The following is a 21,516-nucleotide window of genomic DNA, read 5'->3' on the forward strand; positions in this document are numbered from 1 at the left end:
GGACGGAAAAGCAGGGGCGGGGCGTACGAAGAAACGACCAGGAGATGTCTATGGCGACGTATTCGATACCCTACCCGTTGATGTTGGATTTGGAACAACTCGAGAAAATGAACCAGGACCTGACCAAGATGATGCCGAAGGAGATGGCCGGCGCCGTCAACCTTTTGGCGCATCCGGTCGCCGGCGCGGCGGCCATGTCGGCGCTCGGCATCGGTCTTGCCAACCATGCTGTCGGCATGTGGATGGGCGCGTTCACCGGCGCGTTCGAAGCCTCGCAGCGCATGTTCCAGCCATTCTTCGACGATCTCGAGGCGCAGACTGAAGCCGCGGCCAACTCCTCCAAGGCTCGAAAGGCGACCGAGACGCTGATTGCCGAGGCGCAGATCTTCGCCAGGGACGTGACCGACATTGCAGCGACCACGGCCGAGAAGGCGCTCGACTCGACAGGCGCCGACACGGTCGCGGAAGCGGCTGCCACCGGGCTGATGCCGGAAGATTTCAGGCAGCCCAAGGCGATCGACAAGCCTGGGAGGCCTTCGGACCTGAAGGCGATCTCGGGCATCGGGCCGAAGCTGGAGAAGGTGCTGAACGGCCTCGGCATCTGGACCTATGGCCAGATCGCCGCCTGGACGTCGGAAGAGATCGCCTGGGTCGAGGACTACCTGTCGCTTGCCGGCCGTATCGGTCGCGACGACTGGACTGCCCAAGCGGCGGCGCTGGCTGCGAGTAAGTGAATGAAATGCCGGACGCGGCATCGGTCGCGTCCGGAACGAGAGATTGCGGGAAATCCGCGAGGGTTTGAGGCGAATGGCAAAGCTTAAGGTCGACGGGAAAGAGATCACGGTACCCGACCATTACACGCTGCTGCAGGCGGCGGAGGACGCCGGCGCGGAAGTGCCGCGCTTCTGCTTCCACGAGCGGCTGTCGATCGCCGGCAATTGCCGCATGTGCCTGATCGAGGTGAAGGGCGGTCCGCCCAAGCCGCAGGCCTCCTGCGCCATGGGCGTGCGCGACCTGCGCCCCGGCCCGAACGGCGAGCCGCCGGAAATCTTCACCAACACGCCGATGGTCAAGAAGGCCCGCGAAGGCGTGATGGAGTTCCTGCTGATCAACCATCCGCTGGATTGCCCGATCTGCGACCAGGGCGGCGAGTGCGACCTGCAGGATCAGGCGATGGCCTTCGGCGTCGATTCCTCGCGCTATCACGAGAACAAGCGTGCGGTCGAAGACAAGTATATCGGCCCGCTCGTCAAGACGGTGATGAACCGCTGCATCCACTGCACGCGCTGCGTCCGTTTCACCACTGAAGTTGCCGGCATTTCCGAGCTCGGCCTGATCGGCCGCGGCGAGGACGCCGAGATCACCACCTATCTCGAACAGGCGATGACGTCGGAACTTCAGGGCAACGTCATCGACCTCTGCCCGGTCGGCGCGCTGACCTCCAAGCCGTTCGCCTTCCAGGCGCGGCCGTGGGAGCTGACCAAGACGGAATCGATCGACGTCATGGACGCCGTCGGCTCGGCGATCCGCGTCGATAGCCGCGGTCGTGAAGTGATGCGGATCCTGCCGCGCGTCAACGAAGCGGTGAACGAGGAATGGATTTCCGACAAAACCCGCTTCATCTGGGACGGCCTGCGCACGCAGCGCCTTGATCGCCCGTATGTGCGCAAGAACGGCAAGCTCGTTCCGGCCAGCTGGGCGGAGGCCTTCGCTGCGATCAAGGATGAAGTGTCGAAGACCGCACCCGAGCGCATCGGCGCCATCGCCGGCGACCTCGCCGCGGTCGAGGAGATCTATGCGCTCAAGCTTCTGATGGGTGCGCTCGGTTCGAAGAACATCGACTGCCGCCAGGATGGCGCAGCGCTCGATCCGTCGCTGGGCCGCGCCAGCTACATCTTCAATCCGACCATCGAGGGCATCGAGCAGGCCGATGCGGTGCTGATCATCGGCGCCAATCCGCGCTTCGAGGCCTCGGTGCTCAACGCCCGAATCCGCAAGCGCTGGCGCGTCGGCAACCTGCCGGTCGGCGTCATCGGCGAGATCGGCGACACGCGCTACGATTACGAGTTGCTCGGCGCCGGCCCTGAATCCTTGAAGGACCTGGCCGACGGCAACGGCAAGTTCTTCGAGGTGCTGAAGAAGGCGACGCATCCGCTGATCATCGTCGGGCAGGGCGCGCTGGCACGTGCGGACGGCGCGGCGGTGCTCGGCCAAGCGGCCAAGCTCGCGACGGCCATCGATGCCGTGACGGCGGACTGGAACGGCTTCGCGGTGCTGCACAACGCCGCCGGCCGCGTCGGCGGCCTCGACGTCGGCTTCGTGCCGGGTGAGGGCGGCAAGAACGTCTCTGGCATGCTCGGCGAGACGGATCTGCTGTTCCTGCTTGGCGCCGACGAGATCGACATGGCCAAAACCGGCGGCGCCTTCGTCGTCTATATCGGCACGCATGGCGATACCGGCGCGCATCGCGCCAACGTCATCCTGCCGGCCGCCGCCTACACCGAAAAGTCCGGCACCTATGTCAACACGGAAGGCCGTGTCCAGCAGACCAACCGCGCCGGCTTCGCTCCGGGCGAGGCGCGCGAGGACTGGGCGATCGTGAGGGCGCTGTCGGATGTGCTCGGCAAGAAGCTGCCCTTCGATTCGCTGGCTCAGCTGCGCGCCAAGCTCTATGGCGAATATCCGCATCTCGCCCGCATCGACCAGGTTCTGGCCGGCAGCGCCGACGAGATCGCCAAGGCGGCGAAGCTCGGCGGGCGGTTGAACAAGGGCACCTTCACCTCGCCGGTGAAGGACTTCTATCTGACCAACCCGATCGCGCGGGCCTCGGCCGTGATGGCTGAATGCTCGGCGTTGGCCAAGAGCGGCTTCAAGCAGGCGGCGGAATAAGCATGGACACCTTCTTCTCCTTCTACGTGCTGCCGGCGCTGCTGATCCTGTTGAAGTCGGTCGTGCTGATCGTCGTTCTTCTGATCTTCGTCGCTTACGTGCTTTATGCCGACCGCAAGATCTGGGCGGCGGTGCAACTGCGTCGCGGCCCGAATGTCGTCGGCCCCTGGGGCACGCTGCAGGCCTTCGCCGACCTGTTGAAATTCGTCTTCAAGGAACCGGTGATCCCGTCCGGCGCCAATAAGGGCGTCTTCCTGCTCGCGCCGTTGGTGTCGGCGGTGCTCGCGATCTCGGCCTGGGCCGTCATCCCGGTCAGTCAAGGCTGGGCGATCGCCAACATCAATGTCGGCATCCTCTATGTCTTCGCCATCTCCTCGCTCGAGGTCTATGGCGTGATCATGGGCGGCTGGGCCTCGAACTCGAAATACCCGTTCCTCGGCGCGCTGCGCTCGGCTGCGCAGATGGTGTCCTACGAAGTCTCGATCGGCTTCGTCATCGTCACTGTGCTGCTCACCGTCGGCTCGCTCAACCTCTCCGACATCGTGCTGGCGCAGCAGGATGGCCTGGGCACGCGGCTCGGCCTGCCCAACACCTTCCTCGACTGGCACTGGCTGTCGCTGTTTCCGATGTTCATCGTGTTCTTCATCTCGGCGCTGGCTGAGACGAACCGCCCGCCGTTCGACCTGGTGGAAGCGGAATCGGAACTGGTCGCCGGCCACATGGTTGAATATTCGTCGACGCCGTTCCTGCTCTTCTTCCTGGGTGAGTATGTCGCCGTCGTCTTGATGTGCGCGTTGGCCACCATCCTCTTCCTTGGCGGTTGGCTGCCACCGTTCGACTTCGCGCCCTTCACCTGGGTGCCTGGGCTGATCTGGTTCGTGCTCAAGGTCTGCCTGGTGTTCTTCATGTTCTCGATGGTGAAGGCGTTCGTGCCGCGCTACCGCTACGACCAGTTGATGCGGCTGGGCTGGAAGGTCTTCCTGCCGATCTCGCTGTTCATGGTCGTCGCCACTGCGGCCTTCCTCAAGATCACGGGATTTGCGTGATGTCTGCTCTTGCCCAAGCCGCAAAGGCGCTTTTGCTGAAAGATTTCGTCAGCGCCTTCTTCCTGTCGATGCGCCAGTTCTTCGCGCCGAAGGAGACGATCAACTACCCGCATGAGAAGGGGCCGACCAGCCCGCGCTTCCGTGGTGAGCATGCGCTGCGCCGCTATCCCAACGGCGAGGAGCGCTGCATCGCCTGCAAGCTCTGCGAAGCGATCTGCCCGGCGCAGGCGATCACCATCGAGGCCGGCCCGCGCCGCAACGACGGCACGCGCCGCACGGTGCGCTACGACATCGATATGGTGAAGTGCATCTATTGCGGCTTCTGCCAGGAAGCCTGCCCGGTCGACGCCATCGTCGAGGGGCCGAATTTCGAATTCGCGACCGAGACGCGCGAGGAGCTTTACTACAACAAGGAAAAGCTGCTGGCGAACGGCGATCGCTGGGAACGGGAACTTGCGCGCAACATCGCGCTGGACGCGCCCTATCGCTGACATTTGACGCATGGACGGGGCACAGGGCCTCGTCCAGAGGATGATCCCGAAAAGTTGCAGGCTTTTCGGCCGATCATTCTCCGGAATGAAAGAGTGACGCATGTTTCTTTCGATCGGGGTCTTTGAACCCGATCGGAACATGCGCTAGGACAACGCGGCTTCGGCCCCGGATGCGGGCGAAGCCTAAGACAACGGAGAGGATGAATGTCCGATCCGACAGGAACCCGGGGGAACCCATGCTGAGTGGATTAGAGGCGGTCTTTTTCTACCTCTTCGCCTTTGTTGCCGTGGCGTCGGCCTTCATGGTCATTTCGTCACGTAACCCCGTGCATTCCGTGCTGTTCCTGATCCTGACCTTCTTCAACGCCGCCGGTCTGTTCCTGCTGACCGGCGCTGAATTCCTCGCCCTGATCCTGCTCGTCGTCTATGTCGGCGCCGTGATGGTGCTGTTCCTGTTCGTCGTCATGATGCTCGACGTCGACTTCGCCGAGATGAAGCAGGGCGCGCTGCAATATGCGCCGATCGGCGCGCTGGTCGGGCTGATCTTGGCGGCGGAACTGATCGTCGTGCTCGGCGGCTACAGCTTTGCGCCGCAGCTTGCCCCGACGGTGGCGAAGGCAACGCCGGATATCGCCACACGCTCCAACACGGCCGCGCTCGGCGACATCCTCTACACGGACTACCTCTACTACTTCCAGATCGCCGGCCTCGTGCTGCTGGTCGCCATGATCGGCGCCATCGTCTTGACGCTGCGCCACAAGGAAGGCGTCAAGCGGCAGTCGATCGCCGCCCAGGTCGGTCGCACTGCGGCGACAGGCATGGAAATCCGCAAGGTCAAGTCGGGCGAGGGTATCTGAGATGGTCGTCGGCATCGCGCATTATCTGACCGTATCGGCGATCCTGTTCACGCTCGGCGTGTTCGGCATCTTTTTGAACCGCCGCAACATCATCGTCATTCTGATGTCGATCGAGCTGATCCTGCTTGCGGTCAACATCAACTTCGTCGCCTTCTCGGCGGCGCTGCATGACCTCGTCGGACAGGTGTTCGCCCTGTTCGTGCTGACGGTCGCCGCGGCGGAAGCCGCGATCGGACTTGCCATTCTTGTCGTCTTCTTCCGCAACCGCGGCTCGATCGCGGTCGAAGACGTGAACCAGATGAAGGGTTGACGGGAACAACCATGTACCAGGCCATCGTCTTCCTTCCGCTGCTCGGCTTCCTGATTGTCGGCCTGTTCGGCAATTCGCTCGGCGCCAAGGCATCCGAATACATCACCTCCGGCTTCCTGGTGATCTCGGGAGTGCTGTCGTGGATCGCCTTGTTGACCGTCGGCTTCGGCCATGGCGAAGTGTTCATCGTGCCGGTGCTGCGCTGGATCCAGGCCGGCGGGCTCGACGCCGCCTGGGCGCTGAGGATCGACACGCTCACGGCCGTGATGCTGGTCGTCGTCAACACTGTGTCGGCGCTGGTTCATATCTATTCGATCGGCTACATGCACCACGATCCGGACCGGCCGCGCTTCTTCGCCTATCTGTCGCTGTTCACCTTCGCGATGCTGATGCTGGTGACGGCCGACAATCTGGTGCAGATGTACTTCGGCTGGGAAGGCGTCGGCCTCGCCTCCTATCTGCTGATCGGCTTCTGGTACAAGAAACCGTCCGCCAATGCCGCCGCGATCAAGGCCTTCATCGTCAACCGCGTCGGCGACTTCGGCTTCGCGCTCGGCATTTTCGGCGTCTTCGTGCTGTTCGGCTCGGTCAACCTCGGCACCGTCTTTGCCAATGCCGCCTCTTTCCTCCCGGCCGAAGGTGCGCCGGAAGGCGCCGCCGTGCTCACCTTCCTCGGCCACGCGCTGGACAAGCATACGGCGCTGACCGTGGTCTGCCTGCTGTTGTTCATGGGCGCCATGGGCAAGTCGGCGCAGGTGCCGCTGCACACCTGGCTGCCCGACGCCATGGAAGGCCCGACGCCGGTCTCGGCGCTGATCCATGCCGCGACCATGGTGACGGCCGGCGTGTTCATGCTGGCGAGGCTGTCGCCGCTGTTCGAGCTGTCGCATTCGGCGCTGACCGTCGTGACCTTCATCGGCGCCTTCACCGCCTTCTTCGCGGCGACCGTCGGCCTCGTCCAGAACGACATCAAGCGCGTCATCGCCTATTCGACCTGCTCGCAGCTCGGCTACATGTTCGTGGCGCTCGGCGTCGGCGCCTATGGCGCTGCGATCTTCCACCTGTTCACACACGCCTTCTTCAAGGCGCTGCTGTTCCTCGGCTCGGGCTCGGTCATCCACGCCGTCTCCGACGAGCAGGACATGCGCAACATGGGCGGGCTGAGGACGCTCATTCCCAAGACCTACTGGATGATGGTGGTCGGCACGTTGGCGCTGACCGGCGTCGGTATCCCCGTGACCGTCATCGGCACGGCCGGCTTCTTCTCCAAGGACGCGATCATCGAAAGCGCGTTTGCCAGCCACAATCTGTTTGCCGGCACCGCCTTCGTGCTCCTGGTGGTGGCGGCCTGCTTCACCAGCTTCTATTCCTGGCGGCTGATCTTCATGACCTTCCATGGCGAGCCGCGGGCGAGCCACGAGGTCATGCACCACGTCCATGAATCGCCGCCGGTGATGCTGGTGCCGCTCTATCTGCTGGCCGCCGGCGCGCTGTTTGCGGGTATCGTCTTCCACGGCGCCTTCATCGGCGAGGGCTATGCCGAATTCTGGAAGGCGTCGCTGTTCACGCTGTCGGAAAACCACATCCTGCACGAGATCCACGAATTGCCGCTGTGGGTGGAACTGGCGCCGTTCATCGCCATGGTCATCGGCTTCGCGGTCGCCTGGAAGTTCTACATCCGCTCGCCGGAACTGCCGCGAAGCGTCGCCGCCAATCATCGCCTGCTCTACGGCTTCCTGCTCAACAAGTGGTATTTCGACGAACTCTACGACTTCCTGTTCGTGCGGCCGGCGAAACGCCTCGGCAGGTTCCTGTGGAAGACCGGTGACGGCGCCGTCATCGACGGGCTCGGTCCCGATGGCATTTCGGCGCGCGTCATCGACGTCACCAACCGGGTCGTCAAGCTGCAGACCGGCTACCTCTACCACTATGCTTTCGCCATGCTGATCGGCGTGGCCGCTCTCGTCACCTGGATGATGCTCTGATGACCGACTGGCCAATCCTCTCGCTGGTCACCTTCCTGCCGCTGGTTGGTGTTCTGCTCATTCTGCCGATCAGCGACGACAGCGAAAACGCGCGCCGCAACATCCGCTCGATCGCCTTCATCACGACGGCGTTCACCTTCGTGGTTTCGCTGTTCATTTGGAAGGGCTTCGACAATTCGCAGGCCGGCTTCCAGTTCGTCGAGAAACACGCCTGGCTGGATTCGGGCATTTCCTACCATATGGGCGTCGATGGCATCTCGATGCTGTTCGTCATCCTGACGACCTTCCTGATGCCGCTCTGCATCCTCGCCTCGTGGGAGGCGATCGAGAAGCGGGTCAAGGCTTACATGATCGCCTTCCTGATCCTCGAGACGCTGATGATCGGCGTGTTCTGCGCGCTCGACATCGTGCTCTTCTATGTCTTCTTCGAGGGCGGCCTGATCCCGATGTTCATCATCATCGGTGTCTGGGGCGGCAAGCGGCGCGTCTACGCCTCGTTCAAGTTCTTCCTCTATACGCTCGCCGGCTCGGTGCTGATGCTGCTCGCCATCATGGCGATGTTCTTCCAGTCGGGCACGACCGACATCACTGCGTTGCTCACGCACAACTTCCCGGTCAGCATGCAGACCTGGCTGTGGTTCGCCTTCTTCGCCTCCTTCGCGGTGAAGATGCCGATGTGGCCGGTGCACACCTGGCTGCCCGATGCCCACGTTGAGGCGCCGACTGCTGGTTCGGTCATCCTGGCCGCCATCCTCTTGAAGATGGGCGGATACGGCTTCCTGCGCTTCTCGCTGCCGATGTTCCCGCTGGCGTCGGAGACATTCGCGCCGCTGATCTTCACGCTCTCCGTCGTTGCCATCATCTATACCTCGCTGGTGGCGCTGATGCAGGAGGACATGAAGAAGCTGATCGCCTATTCGTCGGTCGCCCATATGGGCTTCGTCACCATGGGCATCTTCGCGATGAACCAGGAAGGCGTGCAGGGCGCGATGTTCCAGATGCTCAGCCACGGCCTCGTCTCGGGCGCACTGTTCTTGTGCGTCGGCGTCATCTACGACCGCATGCACACGCGCGAGATCGACGCCTATGGCGGTCTGGTCAACAACATGCCGAAATACGCCGCCGCGTTCATGATCTTCACGATGGCCAATGTCGGCCTGCCGGGCACCAGCGGCTTTGTCGGCGAGTTCCTGACCATGCTCGGCGTGTTCCGGGTCAACACCTGGGTGGCCTTCTTCTCCGCCACCGGCGTGATCCTGTCGGCGGCTTATGCTCTCTGGCTCTACCGCCGCGTGATCTTCGGCGCGCTGACCAAGGAAAGCCTGAAGAACCTGCTGGATCTCTCGACGCGCGAGAAGGTCATCATCTACCCGCTGGTGGCGCTGGTCATCTTCTTCGGCGTCTATCCGGCGCCGATCTTCGACGCCACGACGCAGTCGGTAAAGGCGCTCGTTACCAACGTCACCGCATCCATCAATTCCGCGCAGACCGCGGCGGCGAACTGACTGGGGAAAACTATGACGCCGGACCTTCTCTCCAGCCTTTCGCTCTCGACGCCGGAGCTGATCCTCGCCATCGGCGCGCTGGCGCTACTGATGGTGGGCGCCTATTCGCGCTCGAATAACACGATGACGGTGACCGGGCTTGCGGTCGTGGTGCTTGTCGTCGCCGGCCTGTGGCTGGCTTTCTCGGGCGGTGAGGGTTCTGCCTATGGCAGCGCCTTCGTCCAGGATTCCTTCGGCCGCTTCATGAAGATGCTGGCGCTGATCGGCTCGGCGGTGACGCTCGTGATGTCGATGCGCTTTGCCCGGCAGGAGCATTTCGACAAGTTCGAATATCCGGTGCTGATCGTGCTCTGCACGCTCGGCATGATGCTGATGATCTCGGCCAACGGCATGATCGGGCTCTATCTCGGGCTCGAGTTGCAGTCGCTGGCGATCTATGTGCTGGCGGCGATCAACCGCGACAATCTCCGCTCGACCGAGGCGGGCCTCAAATATTTCGTCCTCGGCGCGCTGTCGTCCGGCATGCTGCTCTACGGCATCTCGCTGGTCTACGGTTACACCGGCAACACCGGCTTCCACGAGATCGCGACGGCGTTGGGCGGCGGCGAGCGGCAGCTCGGCCTCGTCTTTGGCCTGGTCTTCGTGCTTGCCGGCCTTGCCTTCAAGATCTCGGCTGTGCCGTTCCATATGTGGACGCCGGACGTCTATGAAGGCGCGCCGACGCCGATCACCGCCTTCCTGGCCGCGGCGCCGAAGATGGCGGCGATGGCGCTGATCGTGCGCGTCACCATGGGCGCCTTCAAGCCGATCGCCGCTGACTGGCAGCAGATCGTCGTCTTCATCTCGATCGCCTCGATGACGCTCGGCGCCTTCGCGGCCATCGGCCAGACCAACATCAAGCGCCTGATGGCCTATTCCTCGATCGGCCATATGGGTTACGCGCTGGTCGGCCTTGCCGCCAACAGCCAGGCCGGCGTGCGCGGCGTGGCGATCTATATGCTGATCTATCTGGTGATGACGCTCGGCACCTTCGCCTTCATCCTCGCCATGCGCCGCAAGGAAGGCAATGTCGAGCAGATCGGCGATCTCGCAGGCCTTGCTTCGACCAACCCGATCATGGCCACCATCCTCACCATCCTGATGTTCTCGCTGGCCGGCATTCCGCCGCTCGCGGGCTTCTGGGGGAAGTGGTACGTGTTCCTGGCCGCCATCAACGCGCATCTCTATGCGCTGGCGATCATCGGCGTGCTGGCCTCGGTCGTGGGCGCCTACTATTACCTGCGCATCATCAAGATCATGTGGTTCGACGAGCCTGTCGGCGGCTTCGTGCCGATGGCCAGCGAGTTGCGCCTCGTGCTCGGCGTCAGCGGCGCCTTCGTGCTGTTCTACGTGCTGATCGGCGGCCCGATCGGCAGCTATGCCGAAGCCGCCGCAAAAACCTTCTTCTGACGGGATGGCGTTTCGGCTGGCTCCAACCGCGGCGTCGGAAGGGTTCCGGCTCGAGGCCCATGACAGTGTCGGCTCGACCAACGCGCTGGCGCTGGACCATGCGCGGGCCGGCGATCCAGGAAAACTCTGGGTGGTTTCGAACAAGCAGGAAAGCGGGCGCGGGCGGCGCGGCCGCGCCTGGGCGACGCCCGAAGGCAACCTGGCGGCGACGCTGCTCCTGGTTCCCAATGGTGAACTGCGGCTTGCCGCGACGCTCGGCTTCGTCGCGGGTCTCGCGCTGGCGGACGCGCTCGACGCCGTCGTCCAGCAAGGCCGGATTGCCGTTGCTCTGGACGGCGGCAGCGAAGGCCGCAATCGCTTCGAGCTGAAATGGCCGAACGACGTGCTTGCCTCCGGCGCGAAGCTTGCAGGCATCCTGCTGGAGTCGGCCATGCTCGAAGGCGGCCGCTTTGCCGTCGCCGTCGGTATCGGCGTCAATGTCGTGGCTTACCCGCAGGATTTGCCGTATCCGGCGACATCGCTCAAGGCACTGGGCGCCAATTGCGATGCAGAGACGCTATTCCTGGCGCTGTCGGATGCCTGGAGCGAGAATTTCAGATTGTGGGACGACGGGCGCGGGCTGACTGCCATCAGGAAGCGCTGGCTGGCGCGCGCAGCCGGGCTCGGCGGCGAGGTTGCTGTCAGAATTGACGGTAATGTGGTGCGCGGCGTCTTCGAGACCATTGACGAGGACTGCCGTTTCGTGATCCGCGACGATGACGGATCTGTTTTGACGATCGCGGCCGGCGACGTGCATTTCGGCGCGGTCGCCTCGGCGCGGGTATAGTTTTGTTTTTGCGTAATTCCGGACGGAAAACCGAGACACACTTTTCCTGGAATTGCGCTGGTGGCTTGGCCTGGGCGGCCAGGAAGGAAAGAATTCATGGCGAATAGAGAAAACGCCGAGCTCGTCTTCGCGCCGCTCGGCGGCGTCGGCGAGATCGGCATGAACTTCGCCCTCTATGGCTACGGGCCGGCCGACGCGCGCGAGTGGATCATCGTCGATGTCGGCGTCACCTTTCCCGATACCGCGCATCCGGGTGTCGATCTCATCCTGCCCGACACGCGCTACATCGAGGAGAATATCGACGGCCTGCGCGGCATCGTCATCACCCATGCGCATGAGGACCACTACGGCGCGCTGCTCGACATCTGGCCGAAGCTCAAAGCGCCTGTCTGGATGACGCCGTTCACCGCAGGCCTGCTCGAGGCCAAGCGGCAGGGCGAGCAGAATGCGCCGAAGATCCCGGCGTCGATCTACCGGGCCGGCGAGAAGTTCACCATCGGGCCGTTCGAGATCGAGGCCATTCCGGTGGCGCACTCCATCCCCGAGCCGATGTCGCTGGCGATCACCACGCCGGCCGGCACGGTCATCCACACCGGCGACTGGAAGATCGATCCGGCGCCGACGATCGGTCCGAAGACCGACGAGGCGCGCTTCCGCGCCTATGGCGACAAGGGCGTGCTGGCGCTGATCTGCGATTCCACCAATGCGCTGAGGGAAGGGGACTCGCCGTCGGAAGTGGCGGTCGGCGAGGGTCTCAAGGGCGTCATCGAGAACGCCAAGGGCCGCGTCGCGGTCACCACTTTCTCTTCAAACGTCGGGCGCATCGTCTCGATCGCCAGGGCGGCGCGCGATGCCGGCCGGCAATGCCTGGTGCTCGGCCGCTCGCTGAAGCGTGTCATCGATGTCGCGGGCGAGCTCGGCTACATGGACGGCCTGCCGGAATTCATCACTGAAGAGGATTACGGCTTCATCCCGCGCGAAAACCTGGTGATCATCTGCACCGGCAGTCAGGGCGAGCCGCTGGCCGCACTGGCGAAACTCTCGCGCGACGAGATGAAGTCGGTGGCGCTGACGGCCGGCGACACGGTCGTGTTTTCCTCGCGCACCATTCCCGGCAACGAGAAGGCGATCCTCGAGATCAAGAACCGGCTGATCGACCTCGGCATGAAGATCATCGAGGACGGCGATGCGCTGGTGCATGTCTCCGGCCATCCGCGCCGCAGCGAATTGCGCAAGATGTATGAATGGGTGCGGCCGCAGATCGGCGTGCCGGTGCATGGCGAGGCGGCGCATCTGGTGGCGCAGGGCTCGCTGATGTCGATGTCGGGCATCGGCCAGGTGGCGCAGGTGCGCGACGGCGACATGCTGAGGCTCTGGCCCGGTCCCGCCACGATCATCGACCAGGTGCCGTTCGGCCGCCTCTACAAGGACGGGTTCCTGATCGGCACCGACCAAGCGATGGGCATACGCGACCGGCGCAAGCTGTCCTTCGCCGGCCATGTCGCGGTCAATGTCGTGCTCGACGACAAATATGAGCTTGCCGGCGACCCTGATCTGGTGGCGATCGGTGTCGCAGAGGCCGACGCCAGCGGCGAAACGCTGGAAGACCGGATGCTCGATGCGGCAATCGGCGCGGTGGACTCGATCCCCCGCCAGCGCCGAAAAGACCTCGACCTGGTGCAGGAGGCCGTACGCCGTGCCGTGCGCGGCGCCGCCAACGAAGCCTGGGGCAAGAAGCCGCTGGTGACGGTGTTTGTGACGAGATGAGGGAGTAGTGAATAGTGAATAGTGAATAGTGAATAGTGAATACCGCTTCGGATCGTCACCATTCACCATTCACTACTGACTACTCACTACCCACGGAGCTGTGCATGCTCGGACGCCTGAACCATGTCGCGCTTGCCGTGCCGGATCTGGCCGCGGCGACCGCGGCCTATCGCGATACGCTGGGCGCGCGGTTGAGCGAACCGCAGGCGCTGCCGGAACATGGCGTGACGGTGGTGTTCGTCGATGTCGGCAACACCAAGATCGAACTGCTGGAGCCGCTGGGCAACGCCTCGCCGATCGCCGCCTTCCTGGAGAAGAATCCGTCGGGCGGCATGCATCACGTCTGCTATGAGGTCGACGATATCCTCGCCGCGCGCGATCATCTCAAGGCGAGCGGCGCGCGCGTGCTCGGCGACGGCAGTCCAAAGATCGGCGCGCATGGCAAGCCGGTGCTGTTCCTTCACCCCAAGGATTTCTTCGGCACGCTGATCGAACTGGAGCAGGCATGAACTGGGTTTCGTTTGTAGCGCTGTTCTTCGTCACCTGGTGGCTGGTGTTGTTTGTCGTGCTGCCGTTCAGCCTGCGCACGCAGGACGAGGACAAGGACGTGACACTGGGAACGGTTTCGAGCGCGCCACGCGGGCCGCATATGCTGCGTGCGGTAATCCGCACGACGATCGTCACCGCAATCGTCATGGGCATTTTCTACGGCCTGACGCGAGGGCTGGGCTTCGGCTTCGATGAGATCCCACACATCATCCCGGACTTTAGTCATAAGTGACAGCCGCTAAAGTCCTGCGCAGTCTCCGCAAGTATTGAACTGAGAACGCGCGTTTTGGTTGAAATCGGAAGCCGGCTTCCGATTTCAAACGCTGATGCAGCGTAATGCCGTTTGGCAGCTTGTCGGGCTAAGCAGATGATTGCACAAAAAAAATGCAAGGCACGAGGCCTTGCAATTTAAACGCGTCCGATCCGTTTCCGGTGTCCGGCGGCAGCGAGTTACCGCGCCTAGATCGCATCCTCCCAAGACTTTGACCGCGTAGGAGAGCAGATTTTTTTCCGCCCTCTCGGTTATCGGGGCACACTAGACCAAGGCAGGTGAAAATGTCACGAAGAATTTTGCCTCCAAACGGGCAATATCGTGCTGCACTGCACAATAGTGGAGCAGGGCTTGCTTGTGAATCGATCAAATTGACGTAAACGGCATTTTGCGGGCTGGACACGCATTTTTGGTAAGGTGCAGAAGGCTCCAACACTTTGGGATGCTCGGGTTTCCATTCGGTCATGAAATGGCTATGAAGCCCGGGCAAGCAGCCTCGGTTGCGCCGATTCCCGCGCCGCCATTTTTTCAGTCACGGACCAGTCCATGCGTTTGTCGCGCTACTTCCTGCCTATTCTCAAAGAAAACCCCCGAGAGGCCGAAATTGTCTCGCACCGGCTGATGCTGCGCGCCGGCATGATCCGCCAGCAGGGGCAGGGCAGCTTTTCCTGGCTGCCGCTCGGCAAGCGCGTGCTGGACAAGGTCTGCCAGATCGTCCGCGAGGAGCAGAACCGGGCAGGCGCGCTCGAAATCCTGATGCCGACCATCCAGTCGGCGGACCTCTGGCGCGAGAGCGGCCGCTACAACGATTACGGCAAGGAGATGCTGCGCATCAAGGATCGCCAGGACCGAGATATGCTCTACGGTCCGACCAATGAGGAAATGGTCACCGAGATCTTCCGCGCCTATGTGAAATCCTACAAGGACCTGCCGCTCAACCTCTACCATATCCAGTGGAAGTTCCGCGACGAGGTGCGTCCGCGCTTCGGCGTCATGCGTTCGCGCGAATTCCTGATGAAGGACGCTTATTCCTTCGATCTCGATTTTGAAGGCGCGAGAGCCGCCTACAACCGCATGTTCGTCTCTTATCTCAGGACGTTCACGCGCATGGGGCTGCAGGCCATTCCGATGCGCGCCGACACCGGCCCGATCGGCGGCGACCTCAGCCATGAGTTCATCATCCTGGCCGACACCGGCGAGAGCCAGGTGTTCTGCGATCGCGCCTATCTGTCGCTCGACGTGCCCGGCGCCGACACGAACTTCTCCAACGATGCCGAGATCGGCGGCATCGTGAAGAAATGGACGACGCCTTACGCCGCCACCGACGAGATGCATGACGAGGCGGCCTGGGCGAACGTCGCCGAAGGCGACCGGCTTTCGGCGCGTGGCATCGAGGTCGGCCATATCTTCCATTTCGGCGAGAAGTATTCGAAGCCGATGGGCGCCAAGGTGACCGGCCCCGACGGCAAGGACCATTTCGCCTCGGGCGGCTCTTATGGCATCGGTCCGTCGCGGCTGGTCGCGGCGATCATCGAGGCGAGCCACGACGAGAACGGCATCATCTGGCCGGAAGCGGTGGCGCCGTTCGACATCGGCCTGATCAACATGAAAGCGGGCGATACCGAATGCGACCGCGTCTGCGACGAGCTCTACGCGGCGCTGACTTCGGCCGGCAAGGACGTGCTCTATGACGACACCGACCAGCGACCCGGCGGCAAGTTCGCCACCGCCGACCTGATCGGCCTGCCCTGGCAGGTGATCGTCGGCCCGCGTGGTGTGGCCGCCGGCGAGGTCGAGATCAAGAACCGTCGGAGCGGCGAGCGCGAGACGCTGCCGATCGCGGAGGCCAGGAAACGCCTGGGTATCGCCTGATGAACGAAGCGGCGGCAGCGGCCAGATCGCCGGCGGGCGCCTTTTCAGGCTTCGAGCGCATGGTGGCGTGGCGCTACCTGCGTTCGCGGCGCAAGGAGACGGTGATCTCGGTGATCGCCTCGATCTCCTTCCTCGGCATCATGCTGGGCGTCGCGACGCTGATCGTCGTCATGGCGGTGATGAACGGTTTCCGCGCCGAGCTGCTCACCCGCATCCTCGGCGTCAACGGCCATCTGATCGCGCAGCCGCTGGATTCGCCGCTGGAGGATTACGCCCAGGTGGCGAGCCGCATCAACGGCGTTGCCGGCGTCAAATACGCCATTCCGCTGATAGACGGGCAGGTGCTGGCGCAAGGCAATGTCGGCGGCGGCACCGGCGCGCTGGTGCGCGGCGTCCGCGGCGAGGACCTTGCCAAGATCTCCATCGTCTCCAGCAACATCAAGCAGGGCACGCTCGACGGCTTCGATACCGGCGAAGGCGTGGCGATCGGCAAGCGCATGGCCGAGAATCTCGGCCTCGTGCTGGGCGATACCATCACGCTGATCTCGCCCGAAGGCGACGTCACGCCGCTGGGCACCACGCCGCGCATGAAGGGCTACAAGGTCACGGCGATCTTCGAGGTCGGCATGTCGGAATATGACAGCTCGATCGTCTACATGCCGTTTTCCGAGGCGCAGCTCTATTTCAACATGGACGGGCGGGCGCAGACCATCGAGATCTATGTCGACAATCCCGACAATGTCGATGCGCTGAAGCCGCCGGTCGAGCAGGCGGCGCAACGGCCGATCGATCTCGTCGACTGGCGCCAGCGCAACGAGACCTTCTTCTCGGCCCTCCAGGTCGAGCGCAACGTCATGTTCATGATCCTGACGCTGATCGTGCTGGTCGCGGCGCTCAACATCATTTCCGGCCTCATCATGCTGGTGAAGGACAAGGGCCACGACATCGCCATCCTGCGCACGATGGGCGCCACACGCGGCGCGATCCTGCGCATCTTCCTGATGACCGGGGCCGCGATCGGCGTCACCGGCACAATCGCCGGCGTGCTGCTCGGCGTCGTCATCTGCCTCAACATCGAATCGATCCGCCAGTTCTTCTCTTGGATGACCGGCAGGATACTGTTCAATCCGGAGCTCTATTTCCTCAGCCAGCTGCCGGCGAAGATGGATCCGCGCGAGACCACCTATGTCGTGATCATGGCGCTGGCCCTGTCCTTCCTGGCGACGGTGTTTCCGGCCTGGCGGGCAGCCCGGCTCGATCCGGTCGAAGCCCTGAGGTACGAGTGATGGCCGAAGCCATTATCGAGCTGAAGGGTGTCGAGCGGCACTATGTCCAGGGGCCGCGCAAGCTCACCATCCTGAACGGCGCCGACTTCTCGCTCAGGCGTGGCGAGATGGTGGCGCTGGTGGCGCCGTCTGGCACCGGCAAGTCGACCTTGCTGCACACGGCGGGACTGCTGGAGCGGCCGGACGCCGGCGACGTGGTTCTTAACGGCCGTGCCTGCGGCCGGCTCTCTGACGAGGAACGCACCGCGATCCGCCGCAACGACGTCGGCTTCGTCTATCAGTTCCATCACCTGCTGCCGGAGTTTTCCGCGCTCGAGAACATCATGATGCCGCAGCTGATCAAAGGGCTGGGGCGCAAGGAAGCGGCCGAGCGGGCGGCGCAGCTTCTCGACTATATGCAGATCGGCAAGCGCGCGCAGCACCGGCCGTCGGAGCTCTCCGGCGGCGAGCAGCAGCGCGTGGCCATCGCGCGCGCCGTCGCCAATGCGCCGCTGGTGCTTCTCGCCGACGAGCCGACCGGCAATCTCGATCCGGCGACCGCCTCCTACGTGTTCGATGCGCTGGAGGCGCTGGTCAGGCAATCGGGCCTCGCGGCGCTGATCGCCACCCACAATCACGAGCTGGCCTCGCGTATGGACCGCCGGGTGACTCTGGCCGAGGGCAAAGTGGTGCCTCTTTAGGGCAAGTCAATATTCGGATGAAGCCGGCCTGCGGACGGCAGTTTCCTGCGCTTGCGGTACTGCGACGCGATGAACTTGGTTTGATATAGACTTCGCAGACTATTTTTTCTGCTCGTCCCACTTACGGATCAGCTCGCGGACCGCAGCTGTGTTCTCTTCGACCGCCTTGGTGTTGGCAACCGATTCCTCTCTCGCCTTGGCCCATGTCTCGGTGAAGTCATGATACCGCTGTCTTCCGCGAAACGTCGCGGCCCAATACAGACCGCCGAAGACCACAAGCAACACCCCCATCCATACGTAACCGTATAACTCGGTCATGGACTTTCCCCTCCAGCTGAAAGGCCTTTGTACCGTAGGGCCATCGACACCTGTCAACATTGCGAGCGACAGGGGGAGAAACGGGCCCCGTTAACCCTTCGCTAACCGCACCAAATTCCCGACCTGTCTCCACACTACGGCGATCGTTGACATTCGAACAAAATTAGAACAAATTACGAACATACCAACAACAGGAGAGAGTTATGGCCGATCTGGTTCAGGATGTCGTCTCGCTGGTTTGCATGAGCACCTTCCTCATTTCCATGGCGATCTGGATTGGCGCCATGTGATCAGGCGGTTCGCCGCCGCCGTACGGGACGGGCAAGAGCCCGCCCGTTGTTCGAGCGGGCAAAAAGCCCGCCCACGGTCTGGGACGGGCAAGAGCCCGCCCATTGTTAAGTCTTTCTTGGCCGCGCCGCCGTTAGGTTGGTTCCCGAAGATGGGGAGCAAAGGCAGTGTCGGTCATCGCCACGGTCACCCTCGTGGCCGGAAATCTCGGACTGATTTTTCTGCTTATGACCGTGCCGTTCGGGCTGCGCACGGTAACGGTCAGCCGCGTGATCGAGGCCGACCGTCATCGCCTCTGGCAGGCGCTCTGGCCATTTGGTAGCGATGCCGGCTGGTCGGGTGAAATCCTCGCCGTAGAACCTCCCGACGGCGAGGGGATGGCGCTGATCAAACTGTCCTGGGAGGGCCGGGATGGTCGGCCGATCGAACGCAAGGCGCGGTTCGACGATGTGATGGATGGCGGCCGCTTTTCGATGCGCGTCATCGAGGACACGGCGCTCGATCCCTCGTTCTGGGCCAACTATCGCGAAACCACCGAACTCGTCGGCGAAGGCGACGCAACGCGGGTCACGCTGACGCAAACCGACCGCTATCGCGGCGTCGCCTTTCTGGTCTTCCGCTACTTCGCCATGCGCCGCGAGCTTGCCAAGCTGCAGGTCTGGGCGAGAACCGGAAAGTACCGCATGGGCGGCTGGTTCGAGCATCCGGTGAGCCAGATCGGCTTTGCCGTGCTTTCGGCCTTCATCCTGTGGCCGTTCTTCGGACTGAACCTCGGCGGGCTGGCGCTGGCCGCCATCCTGACCTCGGTGGTGGCGCTGCACGAACTCGGCCACATGGCGGCGTTCCGCCTGACGGGGCATCGCCGGGCGCGCATGATCTTCATCCCGCTGCTCGGCGGCATCGCGATTGGTGGCCGGCCTTATGACAGCCGCTTCGAGGTCGCCTTCGTGGCGCTGATGGGGGCCGGCTTCTCCGCCTTCCTGGTGCCAGTGCTGATCGCCGCCAGCGCCTTTGCGGGCAGCGAAGGGCATCGCCTGGCGGCAATGCTGCTGGCGACGCTTGCCGGCTGCGCCTCGCTGTTCAACATCGCCAATCTGGTGCCGGTGTGGAAGTTCGACGGCGGCCAGGTGCTGCGCCAGATCTGCCCGGGGCCGCTCGCTCTGGCGCTGGCGTCCTTCTTGCTGCTATCCACCCTCTTGGCGCTCGGCTGGCGTGCCGGCTTCCCGCCCAGCTTCCTGCTCGTCGCGGGCGCGGTGTTCTCGATCCTCAGTCTCATCACCGTGGGAAGCGGCGTGAAGCCGCGTCACGAGCTGAAGCCGATCCGCACCTTCGATCGCCTGGCCATGGCCGGCGCGCTGCTCGCGGTCTTTTCCATTCACGGCTATGGTGTGCTCTGGGCATCCGCCCAGCTGATGTAGGGTGTGTTGATATTCAGGTGATGCCGGCCTGCAAACGGCGGCTTCCTGCGCTTCCGGTGCTCACGTACTTTTAGTACGCTCCGCTCCGGTTCTCGGAACCCACCATTTTCGACTCGGCCTGACCTGAATCTCAACACACCCTGGGCGGAGCGACGTTCAGCCAGCCTTGCGCGCCGGTTCCGCCAATGGAGCGGCGGCAGGCCCGAACACATCCTCGAAGGCGGATTTCAGCGCGGGGTCGAGGTCGGCCATGGTGACGGGCAGGCCGAGGTCGACGAGGCTGGTGACACCATGGTCCGAGACGCCGCACGGCACGATGCCGCCGAAATGGGAAAGCTCCGGCTCGACATTGATGGCGATGCCATGAAAACTCACCCAGCGCCTGAGCCTGATGCCTATTGCCGCGATCTTGTCCTCGGCGGGCGCACCGTCCGGCAGGGCAGGGCGATCCGGCCGCACCACCCAGACGCCGACCCTGTCCTCGCGCCGTTCACCGCGCACGTTGAAGGCGGCAAGGGTGCCGATGATCCATTCTTCGAGCGCGGCGACGAAGGCGCGGACATCCTCGCGCCGGCGCTTCAGGTCGAGCATGACATAGGCCACGCGCTGGCCGGGGCCGTGATAGGTGTATTCGCCGCCGCGGCCCGCGGCAAAGACCGGAAACCGGTCGGGCTCGATCAGATCCTCGATACGGGCGCTGGTGCCGGCGGTGTAGAGCGGCGGATGCTCGACCAGCCAGACCATCTCGTTGGCGGCGCCGCTGCGGATCGCCTCGGCCCGCGCCTCCATGAAGGCAAGCGCGTCGGGATAGGGGGTAAGGCCGGGCTCGATCACCCATTCGACCGGCGCCGAACCGGGCAGGGGCAGGAACGACGTGGCGATCTGGCTGCGTTCTGTCATGGATTGTTCGTTCTCGACTATGCATGCCGTGCTCCCAAAACCGCGTCGCACCTTGGGCGGCATGCTTTTGCGCTTATATGGCGGCAATCGGCCAAAACGTCCAGTTCCGGTAGCGCGCTACCGGTCCGCAAAGGGTTGTGCAAATCAGCGACGAATATTCCGCACGGCGCACTTGTTTCGCCGGAAACGATTTGCTACAGGCCCCGGGCCGGACGGTTCCGGCTCCTACCACGTGCGGTCGTGGCGGAATTGGTAGACGCGCAGCGTTGAGGTCGCTGTGGGGCAACCCGTGGAAGTTCGAGTCTTCTCGACCGCACCAAATCTCCCCGAAAAAGTCTTCGATGAGCCGGTGAATTAGGCGGGCATGCGAATGCTCGCGACCGTGTGTTTGTCCGATCGGCCAAACGGAAACGGCGGCCGGCCATGAGGACCGCGCCGCCGCTTGTAGTTGCGTGCAGGTTGCTTGATCGCGGCTCACGCCGCCTTTTTCGACCGCGCCAGCGTATCCGCCACGACCTCGCCGAAGGAGGCCGGGGTGGGCACGATGACGACGCCGGCTTCCTTCAGGATCTCGACCTTCTCCTGCGCCGACTCGCCGAAGGCCGAGATGATGGCGCCAGCATGGCCCATGCGGCGGCCTTTCGGCGCAGACAAGCCCGCGATGTAGGCGATCAGCGGCTTTCGCATATTGTCGCGCGCCCAGATCGCGGCCTCGGCTTCCTGCGGCCCGCCGATCTCGCCGATCATCACCACGGCGTCGGTATCCTCGTCGCGCTCGAAGAGCTGCAGGATGTCCTTGAAGGACGAGC

Annotated in this window: 19 protein-coding genes, 1 tRNA gene and 1 pseudogene; 18 read left to right on the plus strand and 3 right to left on the minus strand. The window is 63.4% G+C overall.

All coding sequences use genetic code 11. The features are described 5' to 3' along the window. The first annotated feature begins 50 nt into the window (after nt 1-50). The 16 genes from AC4FWB_RS31365 to AC4FWB_RS31440 all read left to right on the plus strand — a co-directional run bounded on the left by AC4FWB_RS31365 (nt 51) and on the right by AC4FWB_RS31440 (nt 17,783). Nucleotides 51-734 carry a helix-hairpin-helix domain-containing protein gene (locus tag AC4FWB_RS31365; protein WP_491030101.1) on the plus strand — a complete coding sequence of 228 codons (684 nt, stop codon included), beginning with the start codon at nt 51-53 and terminating at the stop codon, nt 732-734. A 73-nt stretch (nt 735-807) separates the two neighbouring features. Further along, complete coding sequence (gene nuoG / locus AC4FWB_RS31370; protein WP_491030102.1) at nt 808-2,889, plus strand: NADH-quinone oxidoreductase subunit NuoG; 2,082 nt, start codon at nt 808-810, stop codon at nt 2,887-2,889. Nucleotides 2,890-2,891: 2 nt separating this feature from the next. Next, on the plus strand, nt 2,892-3,935 hold the full coding sequence (nuoH, locus tag AC4FWB_RS31375; RefSeq protein WP_126099547.1) for an NADH-quinone oxidoreductase subunit NuoH: 1,044 nt from the start codon (nt 2,892-2,894) through the stop codon (nt 3,933-3,935). Next, nucleotides 3,935-4,426: an NADH-quinone oxidoreductase subunit NuoI gene (gene nuoI / locus AC4FWB_RS31380; RefSeq protein ID WP_059185258.1), complete on the plus strand. Its 492-nt coding sequence runs from the start codon at nt 3,935-3,937 to the stop codon at nt 4,424-4,426. The genes nuoH and nuoI overlap by 1 nt, the downstream gene beginning before the upstream one ends. A 236-nt stretch (nt 4,427-4,662) precedes the next feature. Then, entirely contained in the window at nt 4,663-5,283 is a 621-nt protein-coding gene (locus AC4FWB_RS31385) for an NADH-quinone oxidoreductase subunit J (RefSeq protein WP_491030103.1), read from the plus strand. A 1-nt stretch (nt 5,284) separates the two neighbouring features. After that, nucleotides 5,285-5,593 carry an NADH-quinone oxidoreductase subunit NuoK gene (gene nuoK, locus AC4FWB_RS31390; RefSeq protein WP_066998791.1) on the plus strand — a complete coding sequence of 103 codons (309 nt, stop codon included), beginning with the start codon at nt 5,285-5,287 and terminating at the stop codon, nt 5,591-5,593. Nucleotides 5,594-5,604: 11 nt separating this feature from the next. Beyond that, the gene (gene nuoL, locus AC4FWB_RS31395; protein WP_491030104.1) at nt 5,605-7,578 is read left to right on the plus strand and encodes an NADH-quinone oxidoreductase subunit L; all 1,974 of its coding nucleotides are present in this window, start codon (nt 5,605-5,607) and stop codon (nt 7,576-7,578) included. Further along, nucleotides 7,578-9,083 (plus strand): NADH-quinone oxidoreductase subunit M, encoded by a 1,506-nt coding sequence (locus AC4FWB_RS31400; RefSeq protein WP_491030105.1) that lies wholly within the window; start codon nt 7,578-7,580, stop codon nt 9,081-9,083. The genes nuoL and AC4FWB_RS31400 overlap by 1 nt, the downstream gene beginning before the upstream one ends. A 12-nt stretch (nt 9,084-9,095) precedes the next feature. Beyond that, nucleotides 9,096-10,532 carry an NADH-quinone oxidoreductase subunit NuoN gene (nuoN, locus tag AC4FWB_RS31405; RefSeq protein WP_491030106.1) on the plus strand — a complete coding sequence of 479 codons (1,437 nt, stop codon included), beginning with the start codon at nt 9,096-9,098 and terminating at the stop codon, nt 10,530-10,532. A gap of 4 nt (nt 10,533-10,536) precedes the next feature. Continuing rightward, nucleotides 10,537-11,358, plus strand: a complete 822-nt coding sequence (locus tag AC4FWB_RS31410) for a biotin--[acetyl-CoA-carboxylase] ligase (RefSeq protein ID WP_491030107.1) — start codon at nt 10,537-10,539, stop codon at nt 11,356-11,358. 96 nt (nt 11,359-11,454) lie between these two features. After that, entirely contained in the window at nt 11,455-13,125 is a 1,671-nt protein-coding gene (locus AC4FWB_RS31415) for a ribonuclease J (protein ID WP_491030108.1), read from the plus strand. Between the two features lie 104 nt (nt 13,126-13,229). Beyond that, nucleotides 13,230-13,634, plus strand: a complete 405-nt coding sequence (gene mce, locus AC4FWB_RS31420) for a methylmalonyl-CoA epimerase (protein WP_491030109.1) — start codon at nt 13,230-13,232, stop codon at nt 13,632-13,634. Continuing rightward, complete coding sequence (locus AC4FWB_RS31425; protein ID WP_491030110.1) at nt 13,631-13,906, plus strand: DUF1467 family protein; 276 nt, start codon at nt 13,631-13,633, stop codon at nt 13,904-13,906. The genes mce and AC4FWB_RS31425 overlap by 4 nt, the downstream gene beginning before the upstream one ends. A 585-nt stretch (nt 13,907-14,491) precedes the next feature. Continuing rightward, nucleotides 14,492-15,817: a proline--tRNA ligase gene (proS, locus tag AC4FWB_RS31430; protein WP_491030111.1), complete on the plus strand. Its 1,326-nt coding sequence runs from the start codon at nt 14,492-14,494 to the stop codon at nt 15,815-15,817. After that, complete coding sequence (locus AC4FWB_RS31435) at nt 15,817-17,103, plus strand: lipoprotein-releasing ABC transporter permease subunit (RefSeq protein WP_491030112.1); 1,287 nt, start codon at nt 15,817-15,819, stop codon at nt 17,101-17,103. The genes proS and AC4FWB_RS31435 overlap by 1 nt, the downstream gene beginning before the upstream one ends. Next, the gene (locus AC4FWB_RS31440) at nt 17,100-17,783 is read left to right on the plus strand and encodes an ABC transporter ATP-binding protein (protein ID WP_491030113.1); all 684 of its coding nucleotides are present in this window, start codon (nt 17,100-17,102) and stop codon (nt 17,781-17,783) included. The genes AC4FWB_RS31435 and AC4FWB_RS31440 overlap by 4 nt, the downstream gene beginning before the upstream one ends. A 99-nt stretch (nt 17,784-17,882) precedes the next feature. Here the strand turns inward: AC4FWB_RS31440 and AC4FWB_RS31445 are convergent, their stop codons facing one another. Further along, complete coding sequence (locus tag AC4FWB_RS31445) at nt 17,883-18,101, minus strand: hypothetical protein (RefSeq protein ID WP_491030114.1); 219 nt, start codon at nt 18,099-18,101, stop codon at nt 17,883-17,885. A 455-nt stretch (nt 18,102-18,556) separates the two neighbouring features. On the opposite strand from AC4FWB_RS31445, the gene AC4FWB_RS31450 reads away from it, so the two are divergent. Next, the gene (locus tag AC4FWB_RS31450; protein ID WP_491030115.1) at nt 18,557-19,807 is read left to right on the plus strand and encodes a site-2 protease family protein; all 1,251 of its coding nucleotides are present in this window, start codon (nt 18,557-18,559) and stop codon (nt 19,805-19,807) included. Nucleotides 19,808-19,963: 156 nt separating this feature from the next. On the opposite strand, the gene lipB is transcribed toward AC4FWB_RS31450, so the two are convergent. Further along, nucleotides 19,964-20,707 (minus strand): lipoyl(octanoyl) transferase LipB, encoded by a 744-nt coding sequence (gene lipB, locus AC4FWB_RS31455; protein ID WP_491030116.1) that lies wholly within the window; start codon nt 20,705-20,707, stop codon nt 19,964-19,966. A gap of 234 nt (nt 20,708-20,941) precedes the next feature. Between lipB and AC4FWB_RS31460 the strand changes: the two genes are divergently transcribed. After that, nucleotides 20,942-21,026: transfer RNA gene (locus tag AC4FWB_RS31460), tRNA-Leu, on the plus strand. A 155-nt stretch (nt 21,027-21,181) separates the two neighbouring features. On the opposite strand, the pseudogene AC4FWB_RS31465 reads toward AC4FWB_RS31460, so the two are convergent. Next, nucleotides 21,182-21,516 (minus strand): annotated as a pseudogene (locus AC4FWB_RS31465) (succinate--CoA ligase subunit alpha); the annotation flags it as partial.

This window comes from Mesorhizobium sp. LEGMi-168a (assembly GCF_058312955.1).

Bases quoted from the DNA above. Each gene is read 5' to 3' on its own strand.
- AC4FWB_RS31365 (WP_491030101.1), top strand. From the start codon at position 51: ATGGCGACGTATTCGATACCCTACCCGTTGATGTTGGATTTGGAACAA.
- proS (WP_491030111.1), top strand. From the start codon at position 14,492: ATGCGTTTGTCGCGCTACTTCCTGCCTATTCTCAAAGAAAACCCCCGA.
- AC4FWB_RS31400 (WP_491030105.1), top strand. From the start codon at position 7,578: ATGACCGACTGGCCAATCCTCTCGCTGGTCACCTTCCTGCCGCTGGTT.
- AC4FWB_RS31435 (WP_491030112.1), top strand. From the start codon at position 15,817: ATGAACGAAGCGGCGGCAGCGGCCAGATCGCCGGCGGGCGCCTTTTCA.
- nuoG (WP_491030102.1), top strand. From the start codon at position 808: ATGGCAAAGCTTAAGGTCGACGGGAAAGAGATCACGGTACCCGACCAT.
- nuoK (WP_066998791.1), top strand. From the start codon at position 5,285: ATGGTCGTCGGCATCGCGCATTATCTGACCGTATCGGCGATCCTGTTC.
- AC4FWB_RS31425 (WP_491030110.1), top strand. From the start codon at position 13,631: ATGAACTGGGTTTCGTTTGTAGCGCTGTTCTTCGTCACCTGGTGGCTG.
- AC4FWB_RS31410 (WP_491030107.1), top strand. From the start codon at position 10,537: ATGGCGTTTCGGCTGGCTCCAACCGCGGCGTCGGAAGGGTTCCGGCTC.
- nuoN (WP_491030106.1), top strand. From the start codon at position 9,096: ATGACGCCGGACCTTCTCTCCAGCCTTTCGCTCTCGACGCCGGAGCTG.
- AC4FWB_RS31445 (WP_491030114.1), bottom strand. From the start codon at position 18,101: ATGACCGAGTTATACGGTTACGTATGGATGGGGGTGTTGCTTGTGGTC.
- mce (WP_491030109.1), top strand. From the start codon at position 13,230: ATGCTCGGACGCCTGAACCATGTCGCGCTTGCCGTGCCGGATCTGGCC.
- nuoH (WP_126099547.1), top strand. From the start codon at position 2,892: ATGGACACCTTCTTCTCCTTCTACGTGCTGCCGGCGCTGCTGATCCTG.
- nuoL (WP_491030104.1), top strand. From the start codon at position 5,605: ATGTACCAGGCCATCGTCTTCCTTCCGCTGCTCGGCTTCCTGATTGTC.
- AC4FWB_RS31385 (WP_491030103.1), top strand. From the start codon at position 4,663: ATGCTGAGTGGATTAGAGGCGGTCTTTTTCTACCTCTTCGCCTTTGTT.
- lipB (WP_491030116.1), bottom strand. From the start codon at position 20,707: ATGACAGAACGCAGCCAGATCGCCACGTCGTTCCTGCCCCTGCCCGGT.
- AC4FWB_RS31415 (WP_491030108.1), top strand. From the start codon at position 11,455: ATGGCGAATAGAGAAAACGCCGAGCTCGTCTTCGCGCCGCTCGGCGGC.
- nuoI (WP_059185258.1), top strand. From the start codon at position 3,935: ATGTCTGCTCTTGCCCAAGCCGCAAAGGCGCTTTTGCTGAAAGATTTC.